16 protein-coding genes are annotated in these 18,004 nt (G+C 60.9%); 7 read left to right on the top strand and 9 right to left on the bottom strand.

The window, feature by feature from the left end; translation table 11 throughout:
- Positions 1-116 precede the first annotated feature (116 nt).
- The 6 genes from K5E37_RS08125 (at position 117) to K5E37_RS08100 (ending at position 9,591) form a co-directional block, all read left to right on the top strand.
- Entirely contained in the window at positions 117-1,463 is a 1,347-nt protein-coding gene (locus K5E37_RS08125; RefSeq protein ID WP_007953245.1) for an imelysin family protein, read from the top strand.
- Between the two features lie 155 nt (positions 1,464-1,618).
- A complete protein-coding gene (locus K5E37_RS08120; protein WP_221533556.1) occupies positions 1,619-3,046 on the top strand; it encodes a di-heme oxidoredictase family protein in 1,428 nt (475 codons plus the stop codon).
- A 26-nt stretch (positions 3,047-3,072) separates the two neighbouring features.
- Positions 3,073-4,137 (top strand): imelysin family protein, encoded by a 1,065-nt coding sequence (locus tag K5E37_RS08115; protein WP_007953243.1) that lies wholly within the window; start codon positions 3,073-3,075, stop codon positions 4,135-4,137.
- 14 nt (positions 4,138-4,151) lie between these two features.
- On the top strand, positions 4,152-5,252 hold the full coding sequence (locus K5E37_RS08110; protein ID WP_085606720.1) for a DUF1513 domain-containing protein: 1,101 nt from the start codon (positions 4,152-4,154) through the stop codon (positions 5,250-5,252).
- Positions 5,253-5,399: 147 nt separating this feature from the next.
- Positions 5,400-6,548, top strand: a complete 1,149-nt coding sequence (locus K5E37_RS08105; protein WP_127799667.1) for an efflux RND transporter periplasmic adaptor subunit — start codon at positions 5,400-5,402, stop codon at positions 6,546-6,548.
- Positions 6,549-6,561: 13 nt separating this feature from the next.
- Positions 6,562-9,591: a multidrug efflux RND transporter permease subunit gene (locus K5E37_RS08100; protein WP_221533555.1), complete on the top strand. Its 3,030-nt coding sequence runs from the start codon at positions 6,562-6,564 to the stop codon at positions 9,589-9,591.
- Between the two features lie 83 nt (positions 9,592-9,674).
- Here K5E37_RS08100 and K5E37_RS08095 read toward each other — a convergent pair whose 3' ends face one another.
- From K5E37_RS08095 to colR, 5 genes are all read right to left on the bottom strand, one after another.
- Complete coding sequence (locus K5E37_RS08095) at positions 9,675-9,902, bottom strand: hypothetical protein (protein WP_011335717.1); 228 nt, start codon at positions 9,900-9,902, stop codon at positions 9,675-9,677.
- A 2-nt stretch (positions 9,903-9,904) separates the two neighbouring features.
- Positions 9,905-10,618 (bottom strand): lipopolysaccharide kinase InaA family protein, encoded by a 714-nt coding sequence (locus K5E37_RS08090; protein WP_085606726.1) that lies wholly within the window; start codon positions 10,616-10,618, stop codon positions 9,905-9,907.
- A gap of 4 nt (positions 10,619-10,622) precedes the next feature.
- A complete protein-coding gene (locus K5E37_RS08085; protein ID WP_007953228.1) occupies positions 10,623-11,291 on the bottom strand; it encodes a class I SAM-dependent methyltransferase in 669 nt (222 codons plus the stop codon).
- A gap of 162 nt (positions 11,292-11,453) precedes the next feature.
- On the bottom strand, positions 11,454-12,728 hold the full coding sequence (locus tag K5E37_RS08080) for a HAMP domain-containing sensor histidine kinase (RefSeq protein ID WP_221533554.1): 1,275 nt from the start codon (positions 12,726-12,728) through the stop codon (positions 11,454-11,456).
- Positions 12,718-13,401, bottom strand: coding sequence for a two-component system response regulator ColR (gene colR, locus K5E37_RS08075; RefSeq protein ID WP_007953224.1), 684 nt, complete (start codon positions 13,399-13,401; stop codon positions 12,718-12,720). Before colR ends, K5E37_RS08080 begins: the two co-directional genes overlap by 11 nt.
- Before the next feature lie 218 nt (positions 13,402-13,619).
- On the opposite strand from colR, the gene K5E37_RS08070 reads away from it, so the two are divergent.
- On the top strand, positions 13,620-14,363 hold the full coding sequence (locus K5E37_RS08070) for a phosphatase PAP2 family protein (protein ID WP_221533553.1): 744 nt from the start codon (positions 13,620-13,622) through the stop codon (positions 14,361-14,363).
- Positions 14,364-14,439: 76 nt separating this feature from the next.
- Here the strand turns inward: K5E37_RS08070 and groL are convergent, their stop codons facing one another.
- The 4 genes from groL to K5E37_RS08050 form a co-directional block, all read right to left on the bottom strand.
- Positions 14,440-16,086 (bottom strand): chaperonin GroEL, encoded by a 1,647-nt coding sequence (groL, locus tag K5E37_RS08065; protein WP_007953220.1) that lies wholly within the window; start codon positions 16,084-16,086, stop codon positions 14,440-14,442.
- A 49-nt stretch (positions 16,087-16,135) separates the two neighbouring features.
- The gene (locus K5E37_RS08060; protein WP_085606734.1) at positions 16,136-16,429 is read right to left on the bottom strand and encodes a co-chaperone GroES; all 294 of its coding nucleotides are present in this window, start codon (positions 16,427-16,429) and stop codon (positions 16,136-16,138) included.
- Between the two features lie 260 nt (positions 16,430-16,689).
- The gene (locus tag K5E37_RS08055) at positions 16,690-17,166 is read right to left on the bottom strand and encodes an FxsA family protein (protein ID WP_007953217.1); all 477 of its coding nucleotides are present in this window, start codon (positions 17,164-17,166) and stop codon (positions 16,690-16,692) included.
- 65 nt (positions 17,167-17,231) lie between these two features.
- Complete coding sequence (locus K5E37_RS08050) at positions 17,232-17,963, bottom strand: HugZ family protein (protein ID WP_221533552.1); 732 nt, start codon at positions 17,961-17,963, stop codon at positions 17,232-17,234.
- Between the last annotated feature and the right edge of the window lie 41 nt (positions 17,964-18,004).

The following is an 18,004-nucleotide window of genomic DNA, read 5'->3' as shown; positions in this document are numbered from 1 at the left end:
ATAGGAAATATTTCCAGCTACAACCCTTTACACATAATGCGAAAGATTTGCATTATGTCGCAGCTTTTGCGCACCCCCGCGCCTGTCCACTCAATTACCGAAGCAGGATGTTCGCCATGATTCGTATGCCTCTGGCTACCGCCAGTCTGCTGGCCATCGCTATTTCCCTCGCCGGTTGCGGCGAAGGTAAAGACAAAGAAAAGGCCGCCGCTCCTGCGCCGACTCCGGCTGCGAGCACCGCTGCACCGGCTGCGCCTGCTGCTGCCGGTAAAGTCGACGAGGCCGCCGGCAAAGCCGTTGTCTCGCACTACGCCGACATGGTCTTCGCCGTTTACAGCGATGCCGAATCCACCGCGAAAACCCTGCAAACCGCCATCGACGCGTTCCTCGCCAAGCCGAACGCCGACACCCTGAAAGCCGCCAAGGCTGCCTGGGTTGCCGCTCGCGTTCCTTACCTGCAGAGCGAAGTGTTCCGCTTCGGCAACACCATCATCGACGACTGGGAAGGTCAGGTGAACGCCTGGCCTCTGGACGAAGGCCTGATCGACTACGTCGACAAGTCCTACGAACACGCACTGGGCAACCCCGGCGCCACCGCCAACATCATCGCCAACACCGAAGTACAGGTCGGCGAAGACAAGGTCGACGTCAAGGACATCACCCCGGAAAAACTCGCCAGCCTGAACGAGCTGGGCGGCTCCGAAGCCAACGTTGCCACCGGCTACCACGCCATCGAATTCCTGCTCTGGGGCCAGGACCTGAACGGCACCGGCCCTGGCGCCGGCAACCGTCCTGCGTCGGACTACCTGGAAGGCGCCGGCGCCACCGGCGGTCACAACGATCGTCGTCGTGCCTACCTGAAAGCCGTGACCCAGCTGCTGGTCAGCGACCTGGAAGAAATGGTCGGCAACTGGAAGCCGAACGTGGCCGACAACTATCGCGCCACCCTGGAAGCCGAACCGGCTGAAAGCGGCCTGCGCAAAATGCTGTTCGGCATGGGCAGCCTGTCCCTGGGCGAACTGGCCGGCGAGCGCATGAAGGTGTCCCTGGAGGCGAACTCCCCGGAAGACGAACAGGATTGCTTCAGCGACAACACCCACAACTCGCACTTCTACGATGCCAAGGGCATTCGTAACGTTTACCTGGGCGAGTACACCCGCGTCGACGGCACCAAAATGACCGGCGCCAGCCTGTCGTCGCTGGTGGCCAAGGTTGATCCGGCTGCCGACACCGCGCTGAAAGCCGATCTGGCCGCCACCGAAGCCAAGATCCAGGTCATGGTCGATCACGCCAACAAGGGTGAGCACTACGACCAGTTGATCGCGGCCGGCAACACCGCCGGCAACCAGATCGTCCGTGACGCCATCGCTTCGCTGGTCAAGCAGACCGGTTCGATCGAAGCCGCTGCCGGCAAACTGGGCATCAGCGACCTGAACCCGGACAACGCCGATCACGAGTTCTGATCACAGCGTCCGCGTTAAAAAAGGCGACCTTCGGGTCGCCTTTTTCGTTCTGGCTGACCTGACGTGCATCAAGCAAACGATAATTCCTCTTATTCAAACCCCCTCGCCCTGTTAGACTTTGCGCCTTTAAATTCGCCCCTCTTGCAGGATGTCTGATGCCCTCGCTGCCTCTTCGCTTGTCCGCACTGTTTCTGGCCCTGGGCCTGAGTGCCTGCGATGACGCCCCGCGTTTCACCAAGGCCGAGCCGGGTGAGGCTCGTTCCGGTGGCACCGCGACCGTGCGCAAGAGCGATCAGAACGCGTTTTCCCTGCCGTCCTCCAATCTGCCACCGTCGCGGCGAGTGGACTTCAGCGTCGGCAACAGCTTTTTTCGCAGCCCGTGGGTGATCGCGCCGTCGACCACCACCGCCCGCGATGGCCTCGGCCCGCTGTTCAACACCAACGCCTGCCAGAACTGCCACATCAAGGACGGCCGCGGCCATCCGCCGACGCCGGATGCGGCCAACGCGGTGTCGATGCTGGTGCGCCTGTCGATCCCCAATGCGCCGGCCTATGCCAAAGTCATCGAACAGGTGGGCGTGGTGCCCGAGCCGGTCTACGGCGGCCAGTTCCAGGACATGGCCGTCCCCGGCGTCGCGCCGGAAGGCAAGGTGCGGGTCGATTACACGCCGGTGCCGATCCGCTTCAAGGACGGCACCGAGGTCGAGCTGCGCAAACCGGTCCTGCAGATCACCCAGCTCGGCTACGGCCCGATGCACCCGGACACACGTTTCTCGGCCCGCGTTGCGCCGCCGATGATCGGCCTGGGCCTGCTCGAAGCGATCCCGGAAGAAGCGATCCTCGCCAACGCCGCCGCGCAAGCCAAAGAGAACAACGGCATCAACGGCCGGCCAAACCGGGTCTGGGACGATGAGCAGCAAAAGACCGTCATGGGCCGATTTGGCTGGAAAGCCGGCCAACCGAACCTCAATCAACAAAATGTTCACGCGTTTTCTGGTGATATGGGCCTCACCACCAGCCTGAGACCGTTTGATGACTGCACCGACGCGCAAACCGCCTGCAAACAGGCGCCGAACGGCAACGGCCCGGACGGCGAACCGGAAGTCAGCGACAACATCCTGCGCCTGGTGCTGTTCTACAGCCGCAACCTCGCCGTTCCCGCCCGCCGTGGCGTCAACGATGCGCAAGTGCTGGCCGGCAAGAATCTGTTTTTCCAGGCTGGCTGCCAGTCCTGCCACACACCGAAATACACCACCGCCGCCAACGCGGCCGAACCTGAACTGGCCAATCAAGTGATTCGCCCGTACAGCGATCTGCTGCTGCATGACATGGGCGAAGGTCTGGCGGACAACCGCACCGAATTCCAGGCCTCCGGCCGCGACTGGCGCACCCCGCCGCTGTGGGGCATCGGCCTGACGCAGGCGGTCAGCGGCCACACCCAGTTTCTGCATGACGGCCGCGCCCGCAACCTGCTCGAAGCCGTGCTCTGGCACGGCGGCGAAGCGAAGGCGGCGCAGCAACAGGTTTTGTCTTTCAACGCCGAGCAGCGTGCCGCGCTGCTGGCGTTCTTGAACTCACTTTAAACACTTAAAAGAATCGGGAGCCCGACATGTTCCGTCCCAAGCTGTTGTTCACCAGCCTTGCCGCACTGGCCCTCGGCGCGTGCTCGCCGCAGGATCCGCAAGCCGTCACTTCGGCGGCCATCGCCAAATCGGTGATCCTGCCGACCTACACCCGCTGGGTCGAAGCCGACAAGCAACTGGCCGTCAGCGCCCTCGCCTACTGCCAGGGCAAAGAGTCGCTGGACACCGCCCGTGCCGACTTCCTGCACGCGCAGAAAGCCTGGGCCGAGCTGCAACCGCTGCTGATCGGCCCGTTGGCCGAAGGCAACCGTTCGTGGCAAGTGCAGTTCTGGCCGGACAAGAAAAACCTGGTCGGCCGTCAGGTCGAGCAACTGGTGACCGCGCAGCCGCAGATCGACGCCGCCGCACTGGCCAAGTCCAGCGTCGTGGTTCAAGGCCTGTCCGCTTACGAGTACATCCTGTTCGACGCCAAGCCTGACGTGGCCAACGACGCGCAGAAAGCCAAGTACTGCCCACTGCTGGTGGCCATCGGCGAGCGTCAGAAACAACTGGCGGAAGAGATTCTCAGCAGCTGGAACAACACCGACGGCATGCTCGCGCAGATGAGCAAGTTCCCGAACCAGCGCTACGCCGACTCCCACGAAGCGATCGCCGATCTGCTGCGCGTGCAGGTCACCGCCCTCGATACCCTGAAGAAAAAACTCGGCACGCCGATGGGCCGCCAGAGCAAGGGCGTACCTCAGCCGTTCCAGGCTGATGCATGGCGCAGCCAGTCGTCCATGGAGTCGCTGGAAGCCAGCCTCGCAGCGGCCAAAACCGTCTGGGAAGGCGTCGACAACAAAGGCCTGCGCGGCTTGTTGCCGGCCGAGCAAAAGCCGCTGGCGGACAAGATCGATGCAGCCTACGCGGCGTCGCTCAAACTGTTCGGCAGCACTCAGCGCTCGCTGACTGAAATGCTCAACGATGACGCCGGTCGCCAGCAGCTCAACGACATCTACGACAGCCTCAACGTCGTCCACCGCCTGCACGAAGGCGAGCTGGCCAAGGCGCTGGGCATCCAACTGGGCTTCAACGCCAACGACGGTGACTGATGAGGGCACGTGCCATGCTGCGACGCCAGGCTCTGACTTTAGGTAGTTTGCTGCTGGGAGCAGTGACGCTGGGCGGCTGGACGCTGTTCAAACGCAAGGACCAAAGCCCGCTGCTGCTGTCGGCGCGGGACGACACCGACGGCAAGCATTACGCCGTCGGTTATCGGCTGGACGGCACTCAGGTGTTCGCCACGGAAGTCGGCCAGCGCTGCCACGACATCATCAATCACCCGACGCTGCCGATCGCGCTGTTCGTTGCCCGCCGGCCGGGCACCGAGAGCTACCTGATCGACCTGCGCAACGGTGCATTGCTGCAAACCGTGACGTCGCAGCCGAACCGGCATTTCTACGGACATGCGGTGATCCACCACAGCGGCGACTACTTGTACGCCACCGAAAACGACACCACCGATCCGGGCCGTGGCCTGCTCGGGGTGTACAAATTCGAAGGCGAACGGCTGGTGCACAGCGGCGAGATTTCCACCCACGGTCTCGGCCCGCATCAGGTGTCGTGGATGCCCGACGGTGAAACCCTGGTGGTGGCCAATGGCGGCATCCGCACCGAGGCCGAAAGCCGGGTCGACATGAACCTCGACGCCATGGAACCAAGCCTGGTGCTGATGCAGCGCGATGGCACCCTGCTGAGCAAGGAAACCCTCGCCCAGCAGATGAACAGCGTGCGCCACCTGGGAATCGCCAGCGACGGCACCATCGTCGCCGGCCAGCAATTCATGGGGCCGTCTCATGAGCGCTCGGAGCTGCTGGCGATCAAACGTCCCGGCCAGCCGTTCGTGGCGTTCCCGGTGCCGGACCATCAGTTGCAGTCGATGGGTCATTACACCGCGAGCGTCGCCGTGCACAGCGACCTGCGTCTGGTGGCACTGACCGCACCGCGCGGCAACCGCTTCTTCATCTGGGATCTGGACAGCGGCGAAGTTCGCCTCGATGCCCCATTGCCTGACTGCGCCGGCGTCGGTGCGGTGAAAGACGGGTTCGTCGTGACCTCCGGTCAGGGACGCTGCCGCTACTACGATTGCCGTCAGGACGATCTTCTGGCCAAACCGCTGGATTTGCCCGCAGGGCTCTGGGACAACCATCTTCATCTGATGGCCTGAAATTCGCCGCCGACCGTTCGGTCGGCGGCCCCGCTTTTCTCCAACTTCTTCCCTTACACCCGGTAAAAACTGGCAGTTGGAATCCCTGCCGGACTCGGGGTAATGTGCCCGCCTGTCTCGCCTGATTTTCTCCAAGGAACTGGAAATATGCTGCGTCGCCGCATGCTGATCATGTTGGGTGTTGTACTGCTGATCGTTCTGCTTCTCGCCGGTTACAAGGCCTTCTCGATCTATACGATGATCCAGGGCTTTTCCAAGCCGAAGCCGCCGATCAGCGTCGCCGTGGCCACGGCCGTCGAGCGCCCGTGGCAGATGCGTCTGCCCACCGTCGGCACGCTGAAGGCGCTGCAAGGCGTCGACCTGAGTCTGGAGAACGCCGGCACCGTCACCGAGCTGAAATTCGAATCGGGGCAGAAGGTCAAGGCCGGCCAGCCCTTGCTGCAACTGGACAGCGCCGTCGAAGCCGCCTTTCTCGAAACCGCCAAGGCCGATCTCGGCCTCGCACAGCTGGATTACGGTCGCGGCAGCCAGCTCGTCGGCAGCAGCGCCATCTCCAAAGGCGAGTTCGACCGGCTCTCGGCGCAGTTGCAAAAGAACAAGGCCACGGTCAATCAACTCAATGCGGCGCTGGCGAAAAAGCGCATCGTCGCGCCCTTCAGCGGCACCATCGGCATCCGCCTCGTGGACATCGGCGACTACCTCGCCAGCGGCACCAAGATCGCCACCCTGCAGGACCTGAGCAGCCTCTACGCCGACTTCTACGTGCCCGAACAGTCGGTGCCGAAACTGGCCATCGGTCAGCCGGTACAGATCACGGTCGCGGCGTACCCCGGCCAGAGCTTCACCGGCGCCATTACCGCGATCAACCCGATCGTCGAAAGCACCACCCGTAACATTCTGGTGCGCGCCACCCTGGCCAACCCCGACGGCAAGTTGCTGCCGGGCATGTTCACCAGCATCGAGGTGCTGCTGCCGGATCCGCAGAAACACATCGTGGTCCCGGAAAGCGCGATCACCTACACCCTCTACGGCAACTCGACGTACGTGGTCACCCAGAAGAAAGCCGAAGACGGCTCCGTCGAAAAGGACGACAAGGGCCAGCCTGTGCTGATCGCCGAGCGTCGGTTCGTCGAGACCGGCGAACGCCGCGATGGCCAGGTGATGATCAACAAGGGCGTGCAGAGCGGCGAACAGGTGGTGACGGCCGGCCAGATCAAACTGGACAACGGCGCCCACATTGCCATCAGCGACGACAAGACCCTCGGCGAGCAGAACAGTCCGCCCCGCGCCGACTGATCAAGGAAACCCCATGGCTTTTACCGATCCGTTCATCCGCCGCCCGGTGCTCGCCACCGTGGTCAGCCTGCTGATTGTGCTGCTGGGCTTCCAGGCCTGGAGCAAGCTGCCGCTGCGCCAGTATCCGCAAATGGAAAACGCCCTGATCACGGTGACCACCGCGTACCCCGGGGCCAACGCCGAAACCATTCAGGGCTACATCACCCAGCCGATGCAACAGAGCCTGGCCAGCGCCGAGGGCATCGACTACATGACCTCGGTCAGTCGCCAGAACTTCTCGGTGATTTCGATCTACGCGCGCATCGGCTCCAACAGCGACCGTTTGTTCACCGAACTGCTGGCCAAGGCCAACGAGGTGAAGAACAAGCTGCCTCAGGACGCCGAAGATCCGGTGCTGAGCAAGGAAGCCGCCGACGCCTCGGCGCTGATGTACATCAGCTTCTTCAGCAAGGAGCTGAACAACCCGCAGATCACCGACTACCTGTCGCGGGTGATCCAGCCGAAACTGGCGACCCTGCCGGGCATGGCCGAGGCGGAGATTCTCGGCAACCAGGTGTTCGCCATGCGCCTGTGGATCGACCCGGTGAAACTCGCCGGCTTCGGCCTCAGCGCCAGCGACGTGACCAACGCGGTGCGCCAGTACAACTTCCTCTCCGCCGCCGGCGAAGTGAAAGGCGAGTACGTGGTCACCAGCATCAACGCCAACACCGAACTGAAGTCCGCCGAAGCCTTCGGCAAGATCCCGCTCAAGGTCAGCGGTGACAGCCGGGTGTTGCTCAGCGATGTGGCACGGGTCGAGATGGGTGCGGAAAACTACAACTCGATCAGTTCGTTCGGCGGCACGCCCTCGGTGTACATCGGGATCAAGGCCACGCCCGGCGCCAACCCGCTGGAAGTGATCAAGGAAGTGCGCAAGATCATGCCGGAGCTGGAAGCCCAGCTGCCGCCCAACCTCAAGAGCGAGATCGCCTACGACGCCACGCTGTTCATCCAGGCCTCCATCGACGAAGTGGTGAAAACCCTGTTCGAAGCGGTGCTGATCGTGATCGTGGTGGTGTTCCTGTTCCTTGGTGCGCTGCGTTCAGTGGTCATTCCGGTGGTGACGATTCCGCTGTCGATGATCGGCGTGATGTTCTTCATGCAGATGATGGGCTACTCGATCAACCTGCTAACCCTGCTGGCAATGGTGCTGGCCATCGGGCTGGTGGTCGACGACGCAATTGTGGTGGTGGAAAACATCCACCGGCACATCGAGGAAGGCAAGACACCAATGGACGCCGCGCTCGAAGGCGCCCGCGAAATCGCCATGCCGGTGGTGTCGATGACCATCACCCTGGCGGCAGTGTACGCACCGATCGGATTTCTCACCGGGCTGACGGGGGCACTGTTCAAGGAGTTTGCGTTGACCCTGGCCGGGGCGGTGGTGATCTCCGGCGTCGTCGCCCTGACCCTGTCGCCGATGATGTGCGCCGTGTTGTTGCGTCATGACGAAAACCCCAGCGGCCTGGCCCATCGCCTAGACCGGATTTTCGACAGCCTCAAGCGCCGCTATCAGAGCATGCTGCACGGCACGCTCAATACCCGGCCGGTGGTGCTGGTGTTTGCGGTGATCGTGCTGTGCCTGATTCCGGTGCTGCTCAAGTTCACCAAGTCGGAACTGGCGCCGGACGAAGACCAGGGCATCATTTTCATGATGGCCAACGCCCCGCAGCCGACCAACCTCGATTACCTGAACACCTACACCGACGAGTTCATCAAGATCTTCAAGGAGTTCCCGGAGTACTACTCCTCGTTCCAGATCAACGGCTATAACGGGGTTCAGAGCGGCATCGGCGGTTTCCTGCTCAAGCCGTGGAACGAGCGCAGCCGCACGCAAATGGAAATCCTCCCCGAGGTACAGGGCAGACTCGAGGGCATTCCGGGCCTGCAGATCTTCGGCTTCAACCTGCCGTCCCTGCCTGGCACCGGTGAAGGCCTGCCGTTCGAATTCGTGATCAACACCGCCAATGACTACGAGCTGTTGCTGCAGGTGGCCGACCGGATCAAGAAGCGCGCCATGGAGTCGGGCAAGTTCGCCTTCGTCGACCTCGACCTGGCTTTCGACAAACCCGAAGTGGTGGTCGACATCGACCGCTCCAAGGCTGCGCAAATGGGCGTGTCGATGCAGGATCTGGGCGGCACCCTCGCCACCTTGCTCGGCGAAGCCGAGATCAACCGGTTCACCATCGAAGGCCGCAGTTACAAGGTCATCGCCCAGGTCGAACGGGCCTACCGCGACAACCCGGACTGGCTGAACAATTACTACGTGAAAAACACCCAGGGCGAACTGCTGCCGCTGTCGACCCTGATCACCGTGACCGACCGCGCACGACCGCGACAGCTCAACCAGTTCCAGCAACTCAACGCGGCCAAGCTGTCCGGGTTCCCGCTGGTGAGCATGGGCGAAGCTATCGACAGTGTGTTGCAGATCGCTCGGGAGGAGGCCCCGGCCGGGTTTGCCTTCGATTACGGCGGCGCCTCCCGGCAGTTCGTCCAGGAAGGCAGTGCGCTGTGGGTGACCTTCGCGCTGGCGCTGGCGATCATTTTCCTGGTGCTGGCGGCGCAGTTCGAGAGCTTCCGCGATCCACTGGTGATTCTGGTGACCGTGCCGTTGTCGATCTGCGGAGCGCTGATTCCGCTGTTCCTCGGCTGGTCGAGCATGAACATCTACACCCAGGTCGGGCTGGTGACATTGATCGGGCTGATCAGCAAGCACGGGATTCTGATCGTCGAGTTCGCCAACCAGTTACGCAAGGAGAAGGGCCTGACACCCCGTGAGGCGGTGGAGGAAGCGGCAGCGATTCGCCTGCGCCCGGTGTTGATGACCACCGCGGCGATGGTCTTCGGCATGGTGCCGCTGATCGTGGCTACCGGCGCCGGGGCGGTCAGCCGTTTCGATATCGGGACGGTGATTGCCACGGGGATGTCGATCGGGACATTGTTTACGCTGTTTGTCCTGCCGTGCGTTTACACCGTGCTGGCGAAACCCGATCCCAAGACATGACGCAGTAAAAAAGCCATGACGCAATAAAAAAGGCCCCGCATCAGCGAGGCCTTTGGCTCTTGTAGAAAGAGATTTCAATCGATTCAACTCTGCGGCCTCATCCCTTGAGAAAGTCCGAACATGAACAGCAAAAGATCATGATCGGGTTGTGTGGCCACGGCGGCTTTCGCCACCCGTGGCATCGGGCAATGCGGGTCGCTCGCCGAGGCGCCGATCACCTGCATGCGTGGCTGTTCCCAGGCCGCCACCGCCAATGATGCAACTGCCAAGGCTCCTACCAGAAACAAACCTCGAGCAATTTCTAGTTTCATCGCTATAAACCTTTGATAGCGCTGCCAAACGCCGTCTCATAAAAGTAGACGAGTTTTTTCCAGTCTGTCGCGCTGAACGACGAGTGGCGGCGCAATTGCTTCATGTCATGGGCGGCCGCGCGATGAGCGGTCAGACGCTGACGGCATTTTTCCAGATCGATCAGGGCGACTTCGACCTTGGCCGATTCACCTTCGCCCGTCACCCGCACAAACACGTGCTTGATGTAGATGCAGCTGTGCTGCCAACGGCCCTTGTGCATGCGCGCCAGGTTTTCGGCGAGGTCCTTGAGCACGCGCTCATAGACGGCTTCGCCATATTGCTCGCGACCGCCGCCGGCTTCCCAATGCTCAAGCTCCTGAAAGCCATCGAGCGATTTGGTCACCAGCAGTGCACGCCACTTGAATTCTGGATCTGGCTGGGCACCGCAGAACACAATTTCGGGCACCCGGACACCCAGACGTGAAACCCCGGTCAATGCATCCAGCTCGCGCAATACGGTCGGACGTCCGAACGGATGCCGCCAGCTGCGATAGATATGTCCGGTCTGGCGTTTGGCATACAGCAGCTGGCCATCGCGCCCCTTGACTCGTTGCACACCACTTTCGCCACCACGGCGCACATTGGGTTCCTCGACCCATTCGCCACGCTGGTTCCAGTAGTAGTCGAAGCGATCCTCGGGAGCGACTTCCGCTTCTGCTGCAAATTGCACTGCCATCCTCTTACCTCTTGCGTAATACGTAAACTCGCCACATGGCATAGAGCGGAATAAAGTCCAGTTGTTCCTGGATCCGGAATCCTGCCTCTTCGAATTCCTTTTCAACTGTTGCGGCCGGTAACACAAACCGGTTCTGGTAACCCTCCTGGCCACGCTTTTGCTCGGCGCGTTTGCGTTTCCAGGCCTTGAAATTGCCGTCCACCCACAGCGAAATGATCACGCTGTCCCGGGTGACACGCTCGAACTCACGCAGAATCGCCCGGCGGTGCTCGGCTTCGCCGATGTGATGCAGCAGTCGCATGCAGAAAATGCTGTCGACGGCGTTATCAGGCAAGGCAATGTCGAACGCAGACGTGTGCAAGGGTTGTACCCGTTTCACCACATCTGCCGGTTGCGCCTGCATGGCGGTCTTGATCATCGACTCGGAGTTGTCCGCTCCGATGATCACCCGATTGGGCTTTTCCGCCAGCAATGGCCAGAAACGTCCTGCGCCGCATGGCAGGTCGAGCACCAGTCCCGGCTCACCAACGAGGGTCAACGCCTTGCGGGCCAACTGCTGATCCCGCCAGTTGGACAAACGACGCCCCAGACCATCCTGGTGTTTACGCAGGTATTTCTGCGCATGGTTGTCGTCGTACTTTTCGGAAAAATCGAGTTTGATCGGGCCGGCCATCACCAGGACTCCTGAATTACTGATGACGCCACCTTAAGCAGCGGTGTGTCAGCGTCAGGTCATCCCTTTGTGAAAAAAACGTCATGTAAATCGGCAAACTATTTCAAGGTTATACAGGAATTAGACAGGTTGGCGGGAGTACCCTCAACAACCGGCTGATCTTCAGCGCTTGCCCAGATCGACCTCGAAACGGCAACCATTGGGCTCCATCGTGCTCAGCGTGACGCTCCAGCCTTCGTTTTCACAAATGCGCTGAACCAGCGACAAGCCCAATCCAAGCCCCTCGCCACGCTTTTCGTTGCCGCGCACAAACGGCTGGAACATGGCTTCGCGTTTTTCCTCGGGAATGCCCACGCCCGAATCCTCAACCACAAAACCGTTCTCATTGAGCGTCAGGCGAATAAACCCCTGCTCCGTGTAGTGCAAGGCGTTACGCAGCAGATTGCCCATCACGGCATTGAGCAGCGTCGCGTTGTAACGAGTATCCGGCGGGTTGCCCGGTTCGAACATCAGCTGCAAACCCTTGGATTCGATAGGCGCGCGCCACAGGCAGAGCAAGCTGTCGGCCACTTGCGCGAGGGTGTGCCGAGGGGCGGCGCCAGCGTCTTCGCGCTGAGCACGGGCGAGCATCAGGAAGGTCTGCACCAGCTCGCGCATTTCCTCACTGGCTCGCGCAATGCGCTGAACCTGGGCCTTGCCGCGCTGATCGATACCCGGATTTTCCAGCAACAGTTCACAAGAGCTGGCCAATACCATCAGCGGCGTGCGCAATTCGTGGCTGACGTCGCTGGTGAACAGCCGCTCCCGCGTCAGCGCCTGACGCAGGCGCCCAAGCGTAGCGTCGAACGCCACCGCCAGTTCGCCCACCTCGTCTGCCGCGTAGTCCGGCGCCAGCGGAGGCGCCAGCCCGAGCAACTGGTCGCGATGGCGTACCTGGCGCGCCAGCCGCACCACCGGAGCCATCACCTTGCGCGCCAGAACCCAGCCGAGGAACACCGCCAGCGCCAGACTGAGCACAAAGCCCACCAGCACCACGGCGAACAGCACGCGCTCGCGCTCTTCGAAATCGCTTTGATCCTGCAGCAGCACATAACGACGACCGTCGACCACCTCGACCATCGCGTGGTACGACAGCTGCTCGCGAAAGACTTCATGGAAACCCGAATCCAGGTGCCGCAGGTCCTTGGGCAGCTCGAAGTCGCCCGGCCCGCCACTGAAGTAGAACAGCTGATCCGGCTCCGGCCGGTGGCTCCAGTCCGAGACGTTGTCCATCAACAGCAGGCGTTGCAGATCCCCGCCCAGCCCGGCGGAAATCAGTTTTTCCTCGACCAGGTGCACGGTCGCGACGATGCCCATCGCAAACGCCCCGGCCACCAGCGCACTCATCAGCGCAAAGGCGATGATGATCCGCTGGGCAAGGCTTTGCTTAAACTCCATCGCGGCCCTCGGCCAGGCGGTAACCCACGCCGTGCACGGTGTGCAGCAGTGGCTTGGCGAATGGTTTGTCGATCACCTGGCGCAATTGGTGGACATGGCTGCGCAGGCTGTCGCTGTCCGGACAGTCATCGCCCCACAGCGCTTCTTCGAGAATTTCCCGACGCAAAACATGCGGGCTCTTTTGCATCAGCACCGCCAGCAATTTGAGGCCTACAGGGTTGAGCTTGAGCAATTTGCCTTCGCGTGTCACTTCGAGGGTATCGAGGTCGTAGCTCAGATCGCCGACCTGCAGGGCACGACGGCCGCCGCCCTGGGTGCGGCGCATCACGGCTTCGACCCGGGCTGCCAGTTCCGACAGCGCAAACGGCTTGACCAGATAATCGTCGGCTCCGGACTTGAAGCCCTGCAAGCGGTCATCGAGCTGATCGCGAGCGGTGAGCATGATTACCGGCGTATCGCGACGGGCGTCTTCGCGCAGGCGCTTGCACAGGGTGTAGCCGTCGATGCCCGGCAGCATGATGTCGAGCACGATCAGGTCGTAATGCTCGGTGGCGGCCAGATGCAGGCCCGACAGACCGTCCTGGGCGCAATCGACGGTATAGCCTTTGAGCCCCAGGTAATCGGCCAGATTGGCCAGGATATCGCGGTTGTCTTCGACCAATAGAATTCGCATGGGCACCTCCTACGTACACAGTAACGGCCGTCTTGGCCCGCGCAGCTTACGGCCAAGTGTGGCTCACGGCTAGGCGCCGGGTGGGTTGATTTGACTTAATTGCACGGATCGCCGGACTTGACGAGTTTTTCACGAGCGGCCGACAAATCGCCGACAGAACCAGGCGCAGACTCACGCGGTTGTGCTTCTTTGAAGACCTTATCGATGAAGGAATTGCCATGGTTTCGATCTCTGCCCGCCCCGCTTCAAGGCCTTTGAATGTATGGCTTTGCCTGGGCATTCCCGCCGTCGCGGCGGTCATTCTGGTGTTGCTGGAGCTGACCGACCTGGACATGGATCTGGCGCAGCTGTTTTACGATCCGGTCGCGGGCGACTTCATCGGCCGGCACAGTTACTTTCTCGAAGACATCCTCCACGACCGCGCCAAACAAGTGGTGATCGCCTTTTCGGTGTTTGCCATCCTCGGGTTCATCGGTGCGTTTTTCATTGATCGGCTCAAACCGTTCAAGCGTGAGCTGGGTTGTCTGGTGTTGTCGCTGGGTCTGGCCACCTCGTTTGTCACGCCGGTGAAAGCGGTGACAGCGGTGCAATGCCCATGGAGTCTCGAACAGTTCGGCGGCCACGAAACCTACAGCAAACTGCTGGATCATCGCCCGCCGACCGACAAGCCCGGTCGTTGCTGGCCGGGTGGTCATGCGGCCACCGGTTTTACCTTGTTTGCGCTGTTCTTCGTGCTGCGTGACCGTCGCCCACGGCTGGCCCGTCAGGCGTTCATCTTCGCCTTCGCGCTGGGTTCGGTATTCTCGATCAGCCGGATGATGCAGGGCGCGCACTTCTTCTCCCACAACGTGTGGACGGCGATCTTCTGCTGGCTGATCTGTCTGGGCTCGTATTACTGGATTCTGTATCGCCCGGCAGTCAAGGCTGAAACAAACACGCAGGCCCATCCGGTCAACGTCTGAAACTCTGAAACGCGGGCAATAAAAAACCCCGTCTGCTCTCGCAGACGGGGTTTTTCGTTACAGGGGTAAGGCTGGCTTACATCATGCCGCCCATGCCACCCATGCCGCCCATGTCTGGCATACCGCCGCCAGCTGCACCTTCTTTCTTCGGTGCGTCAGCAACAGCAGCTTCGGTGGTCAGGATCAGACCGCCGATGGAGGCTGCAGCTTGCAGAGCCGAACGGGTGACCTTGGTTGGGTCCAGGATGCCCATTTCGATCATGTCGCCGTATTCGCCGGTAGCAGCGTTGTAGCCGAAGCTGCCTTCGCCGTTCTTGACCTTGTCGACAACCACGCTTGGCTCGTCGCCGGAGTTGGCAACGATCTGGCGCAGCGGCGCTTCAACAGCGCGACGCAGTACAGCGATACCGACGTTCTGGTCAGCGTTGTCGCCTTTCAGTTCGGTCAGGGCTTCCAGAGCGCGGATCAGCGCAACGCCACCGCCAGGTACCACGCCTTCTTCAACGGCTGCGCGGGTTGCGTGCAGGGCGTCTTCAACGCGGGCTTTCTTCTCTTTCATTTCAACTTCGGAACCGGCGCCAACCTTGATCACTGCAACGCCGCCGGACAGCTTGGCCAGACGCTCTTGCAGTTTTTCACGGTCGTAGTCCGAGGAAGTCTCGGCAACCTGGGCACGGATCTGAGCGATACGGGCTTCGATGTCGCCTTGAACGCCAGCACCGTCAACGATGATGGTGTTTTCCTTGGACAGGGTCACGCGCTTGGCGCTACCCAGATGTTCCAGGGTGGTGCTTTCCAGGCTCAGGCCGATCTCTTCGGAGATAACGGTACCGCCGGTCAGAACGGCGATGTCCTGCAGCATGGCCTTGCGACGGTCGCCGAAGCCTGGAGCCTTGACGGCTGCGACTTTAACGATGCCACGCATGTTGTTCACGACCAGAGTCGCCAGGGCTTCGCCTTCAACGTCTTCGGCAACGATCAGCAGTGGACGGCCGGCTTTGGCAACGGCTTCCAGTACTGGCAGCATTTCGCGGATGTTCGAGATCTTTTTGTCGACCAGCAGGATCAGCGCGCCTTCCAGCTCGGCAACCATGGTGTCCGGCTTGTTGACGAAGTACGGGGACAGGTAGCCACGGTCGAACTGCATGCCTTCTACAACCGACAGTTCGTTTTCCAGGCCCGAGCCTTCTTCAACGGTGATCACGCCTTCTTTACCGACTTTTTCCATGGCTTCGGCAATGATGTCGCCGATGGAGTTGTCGGAGTTGGCGGAGATGGTGCCCACCTGAGCGATAGCCTTGGTGTCAGCGCATGGCTTGGACAGGGCTTTCAGTTCTTTGACGATCGCGATGGTCGCTTTGTCGATACCGCGCTTCAGGTCCATCGGGTTCATGCCGGCAGCGACGGCTTTCAGGCCTTCGTTGACGATCGACTGAGCCAGAACGGTAGCGGTGGTAGTACCGTCACCAGCGTCATCGTTGGCACGGGAGGCAACGTCTTTGACCAGCTGCGCGCCCATGTTTTCGAAACGGTCTTCGAGTTCGATTTCTTTGGCGACGGAAACGCCGTCCTTGGTGATGGTCGGAGCGCCGAAGCTCTTCTCGAGGATCACGTTACGGCCTTTCGGGCCCAGGGTCGCTTTTACCGCGTCAGCCAGGACGTTTACGCCAACCAGCATTTTCTTGCGGGCGGAATCGCCGAATTTAACTTCTTTAGCAGCCATGATCGATATTCCTTAAATACTTTGTAGTAGCGGGAAAATGAGCGGGTAATCAGCCTTCGATAACAGCGAGGATTTCGTTCTCGCTCATTACCAGCAGGTCTTCGCCGTCGACTTTCACAGTGTTGCTGCCGGAGTAAGGACCGAACACAACCTTGTCGCCTTCCTTCACGGACAGTGCGCGCACTTCGCCGTTTTCCAGAACTTTGCCCGGGCCTACAGCGAGAATCACACCGTGGTTGGCTTTTTCAGCAGCCGAACCTGGCAGGACGATACCGCCAGCGGTTTTCTTTTCTTCTTCGCTGCGACGGATAACGACGCGGTCATGCAGAGGACGAAGCTTCATTGTCGATCTCTCCTAATTGTGGTTTTCATCGGCCGGTGTAGTCCCGGCGGGTTTAACGAATCCGGCCTGCGCCGGTTGCGGCTCGTCGAGCGAACCGCGGAAGTCTGTCCGACTCAAAATGTCGGAAACCTTTCGGTGACCGATACATAAGGGCGCATAAGCTTATTACAAGGGCGGGGGCTAAAAAATTTTCACGCACATTGCATGAATTCGCCCCACAAACGAACACGGCACCCGAAGGTGCCGTGTCGATGCAGAAGTTACTTGGTATCGCGGTGTTCGAATTCGCCTTCGATCACATCACCTTCGCGACCCAGCGGCTGGCGCGGTGCAGGACCGCCGCGAGGTTGCAGGTCATCGGCGAACGCTCGCTGGCGCATGGCCTGTTCTTCGGCGCGCTGACGCATCTTGTTGGCGACCAGTCGACGACTGAACGGCAACAGCAGCACCAGACCGACCACATCGCTGATGAAGCCCGGCAGGATCAACAGGCCACCGGCCAGGGCCAGCATCAGGCCTTCGAGCATGGTTTGCGCAGGCAGTTCGCCGCGGTTCAGGCTTTCACGGGCACGCAGTGCGGTGGCCAGCCCGGCGACGCGCAGCACGAACACGCCGAACATCGAGCCGAGAATGATCAGCAGCAGGGCCGGGAAAAATCCGATCGAGCCTGCCACTTTGACGAATACGAACAGCTCCAACACCGGGAACAGCAGAAAGAGCAACAAAAAAGGGCGCATCAAAGTTTCCTCAACGCAAGAAATGCCTTGCAGTAAGCCTTAGATGACGTCGCCCTTTCGTGAATTCAAGCGTCGGCCACCGCATTTTTTGGCCAGACCTCGGCGTGAGCCAGAGAAACCAAGGCCTCGCGCACTTGTATCGGCGTATGACAAGGCGCTTGAAACGGCAGCCAGTACAGTGCCTGGCCGATGCGCAAGTGCATGCCTTCGGTGTCGATCCCGGCCAGTTGCGCCGGTACGGTTTTCGGCAGACCGGCGAGGTCGACGTAATGGGCGATGGCCTTGGCGTGGTCGCTGTTCATGTGCTCGACCATGCTGATTTCGGCCTTGCCGGCGAACGGGTTGGCCAGGGTCAGGTGATCGACCCAGTGGATCGCGCCGAAGCCGCCGATGTAACGATGGCGCACGGGTTTGAGCACCCAGAAATCGAAATCGTGAGCCTTGTGGTAATTCTGCGAATCGGGGAAATAACGGTAGTAACGCTCGGCGGCGGCTTCGATGGCGGCAGCGTCTTCGAGTTTTTCCGCTTCGGCCAAATAGGTCAGGCGACCAACGGCTTGCACATCGTCGGCCTCACGCTCACCCACCAGCAGCGAGCATTTCGGATCTTTCTGCAGGTTATGGGTGTGCTGGGCGATGCGGCTGATCAGGATCAGCGGCCGGCCCTGCTCGTCCAGGCAGTAGGGAACCACGGAGCCAAACGGAAAACCGGGCATCGATTTGGAGTGGGTCGACAGCACGCCACGGTATTCCTTGAGAAGCAATTCTCGGGCATTCTTAGCCGCTTCAACGCTCAATTTATGACTCCTTAAATAGAATCCGTCGAAAAAACGGACGG

Source organism: Pseudomonas sp. RIT778 (genome assembly GCF_019718735.1).
Taxonomy (GTDB): domain Bacteria; phylum Pseudomonadota; class Gammaproteobacteria; order Pseudomonadales; family Pseudomonadaceae; genus Aquipseudomonas; species Aquipseudomonas aphyarum.
The sequence above is the reverse complement of the archived record's forward strand: the minus strand, read 5'-3'. Positions and strand labels throughout refer to the sequence as shown.

Bases quoted from the DNA above. Each gene is read 5' to 3' on its own strand.
- K5E37_RS08120 (WP_221533556.1), top strand. From the start codon at position 1,619: ATGCCCTCGCTGCCTCTTCGCTTGTCCGCACTGTTTCTGGCCCTGGGC.
- K5E37_RS08080 (WP_221533554.1), bottom strand. From the start codon at position 12,728: ATGGAGTTTAAGCAAAGCCTTGCCCAGCGGATCATCATCGCCTTTGCG.
- K5E37_RS08110 (WP_085606720.1), top strand. From the start codon at position 4,152: ATGCTGCGACGCCAGGCTCTGACTTTAGGTAGTTTGCTGCTGGGAGCA.
- colR (WP_007953224.1), bottom strand. From the start codon at position 13,401: ATGCGAATTCTATTGGTCGAAGACAACCGCGATATCCTGGCCAATCTG.
- K5E37_RS08090 (WP_085606726.1), bottom strand. From the start codon at position 10,618: ATGGCAGTGCAATTTGCAGCAGAAGCGGAAGTCGCTCCCGAGGATCGC.
- K5E37_RS08125 (WP_007953245.1), top strand. From the start codon at position 117: ATGATTCGTATGCCTCTGGCTACCGCCAGTCTGCTGGCCATCGCTATT.
- K5E37_RS08085 (WP_007953228.1), bottom strand. From the start codon at position 11,291: ATGGCCGGCCCGATCAAACTCGATTTTTCCGAAAAGTACGACGACAAC.
- K5E37_RS08100 (WP_221533555.1), top strand. From the start codon at position 6,562: ATGGCTTTTACCGATCCGTTCATCCGCCGCCCGGTGCTCGCCACCGTG.
- K5E37_RS08060 (WP_085606734.1), bottom strand. From the start codon at position 16,429: ATGAAGCTTCGTCCTCTGCATGACCGCGTCGTTATCCGTCGCAGCGAA.
- K5E37_RS08055 (WP_007953217.1), bottom strand. From the start codon at position 17,166: ATGCGCCCTTTTTTGTTGCTCTTTCTGCTGTTCCCGGTGTTGGAGCTG.
- K5E37_RS08115 (WP_007953243.1), top strand. From the start codon at position 3,073: ATGTTCCGTCCCAAGCTGTTGTTCACCAGCCTTGCCGCACTGGCCCTC.
- K5E37_RS08070 (WP_221533553.1), top strand. From the start codon at position 13,620: ATGGTTTCGATCTCTGCCCGCCCCGCTTCAAGGCCTTTGAATGTATGG.
- K5E37_RS08095 (WP_011335717.1), bottom strand. From the start codon at position 9,902: ATGAAACTAGAAATTGCTCGAGGTTTGTTTCTGGTAGGAGCCTTGGCA.
- groL (WP_007953220.1), bottom strand. From the start codon at position 16,086: ATGGCTGCTAAAGAAGTTAAATTCGGCGATTCCGCCCGCAAGAAAATG.
- K5E37_RS08105 (WP_127799667.1), top strand. From the start codon at position 5,400: ATGCTGCGTCGCCGCATGCTGATCATGTTGGGTGTTGTACTGCTGATC.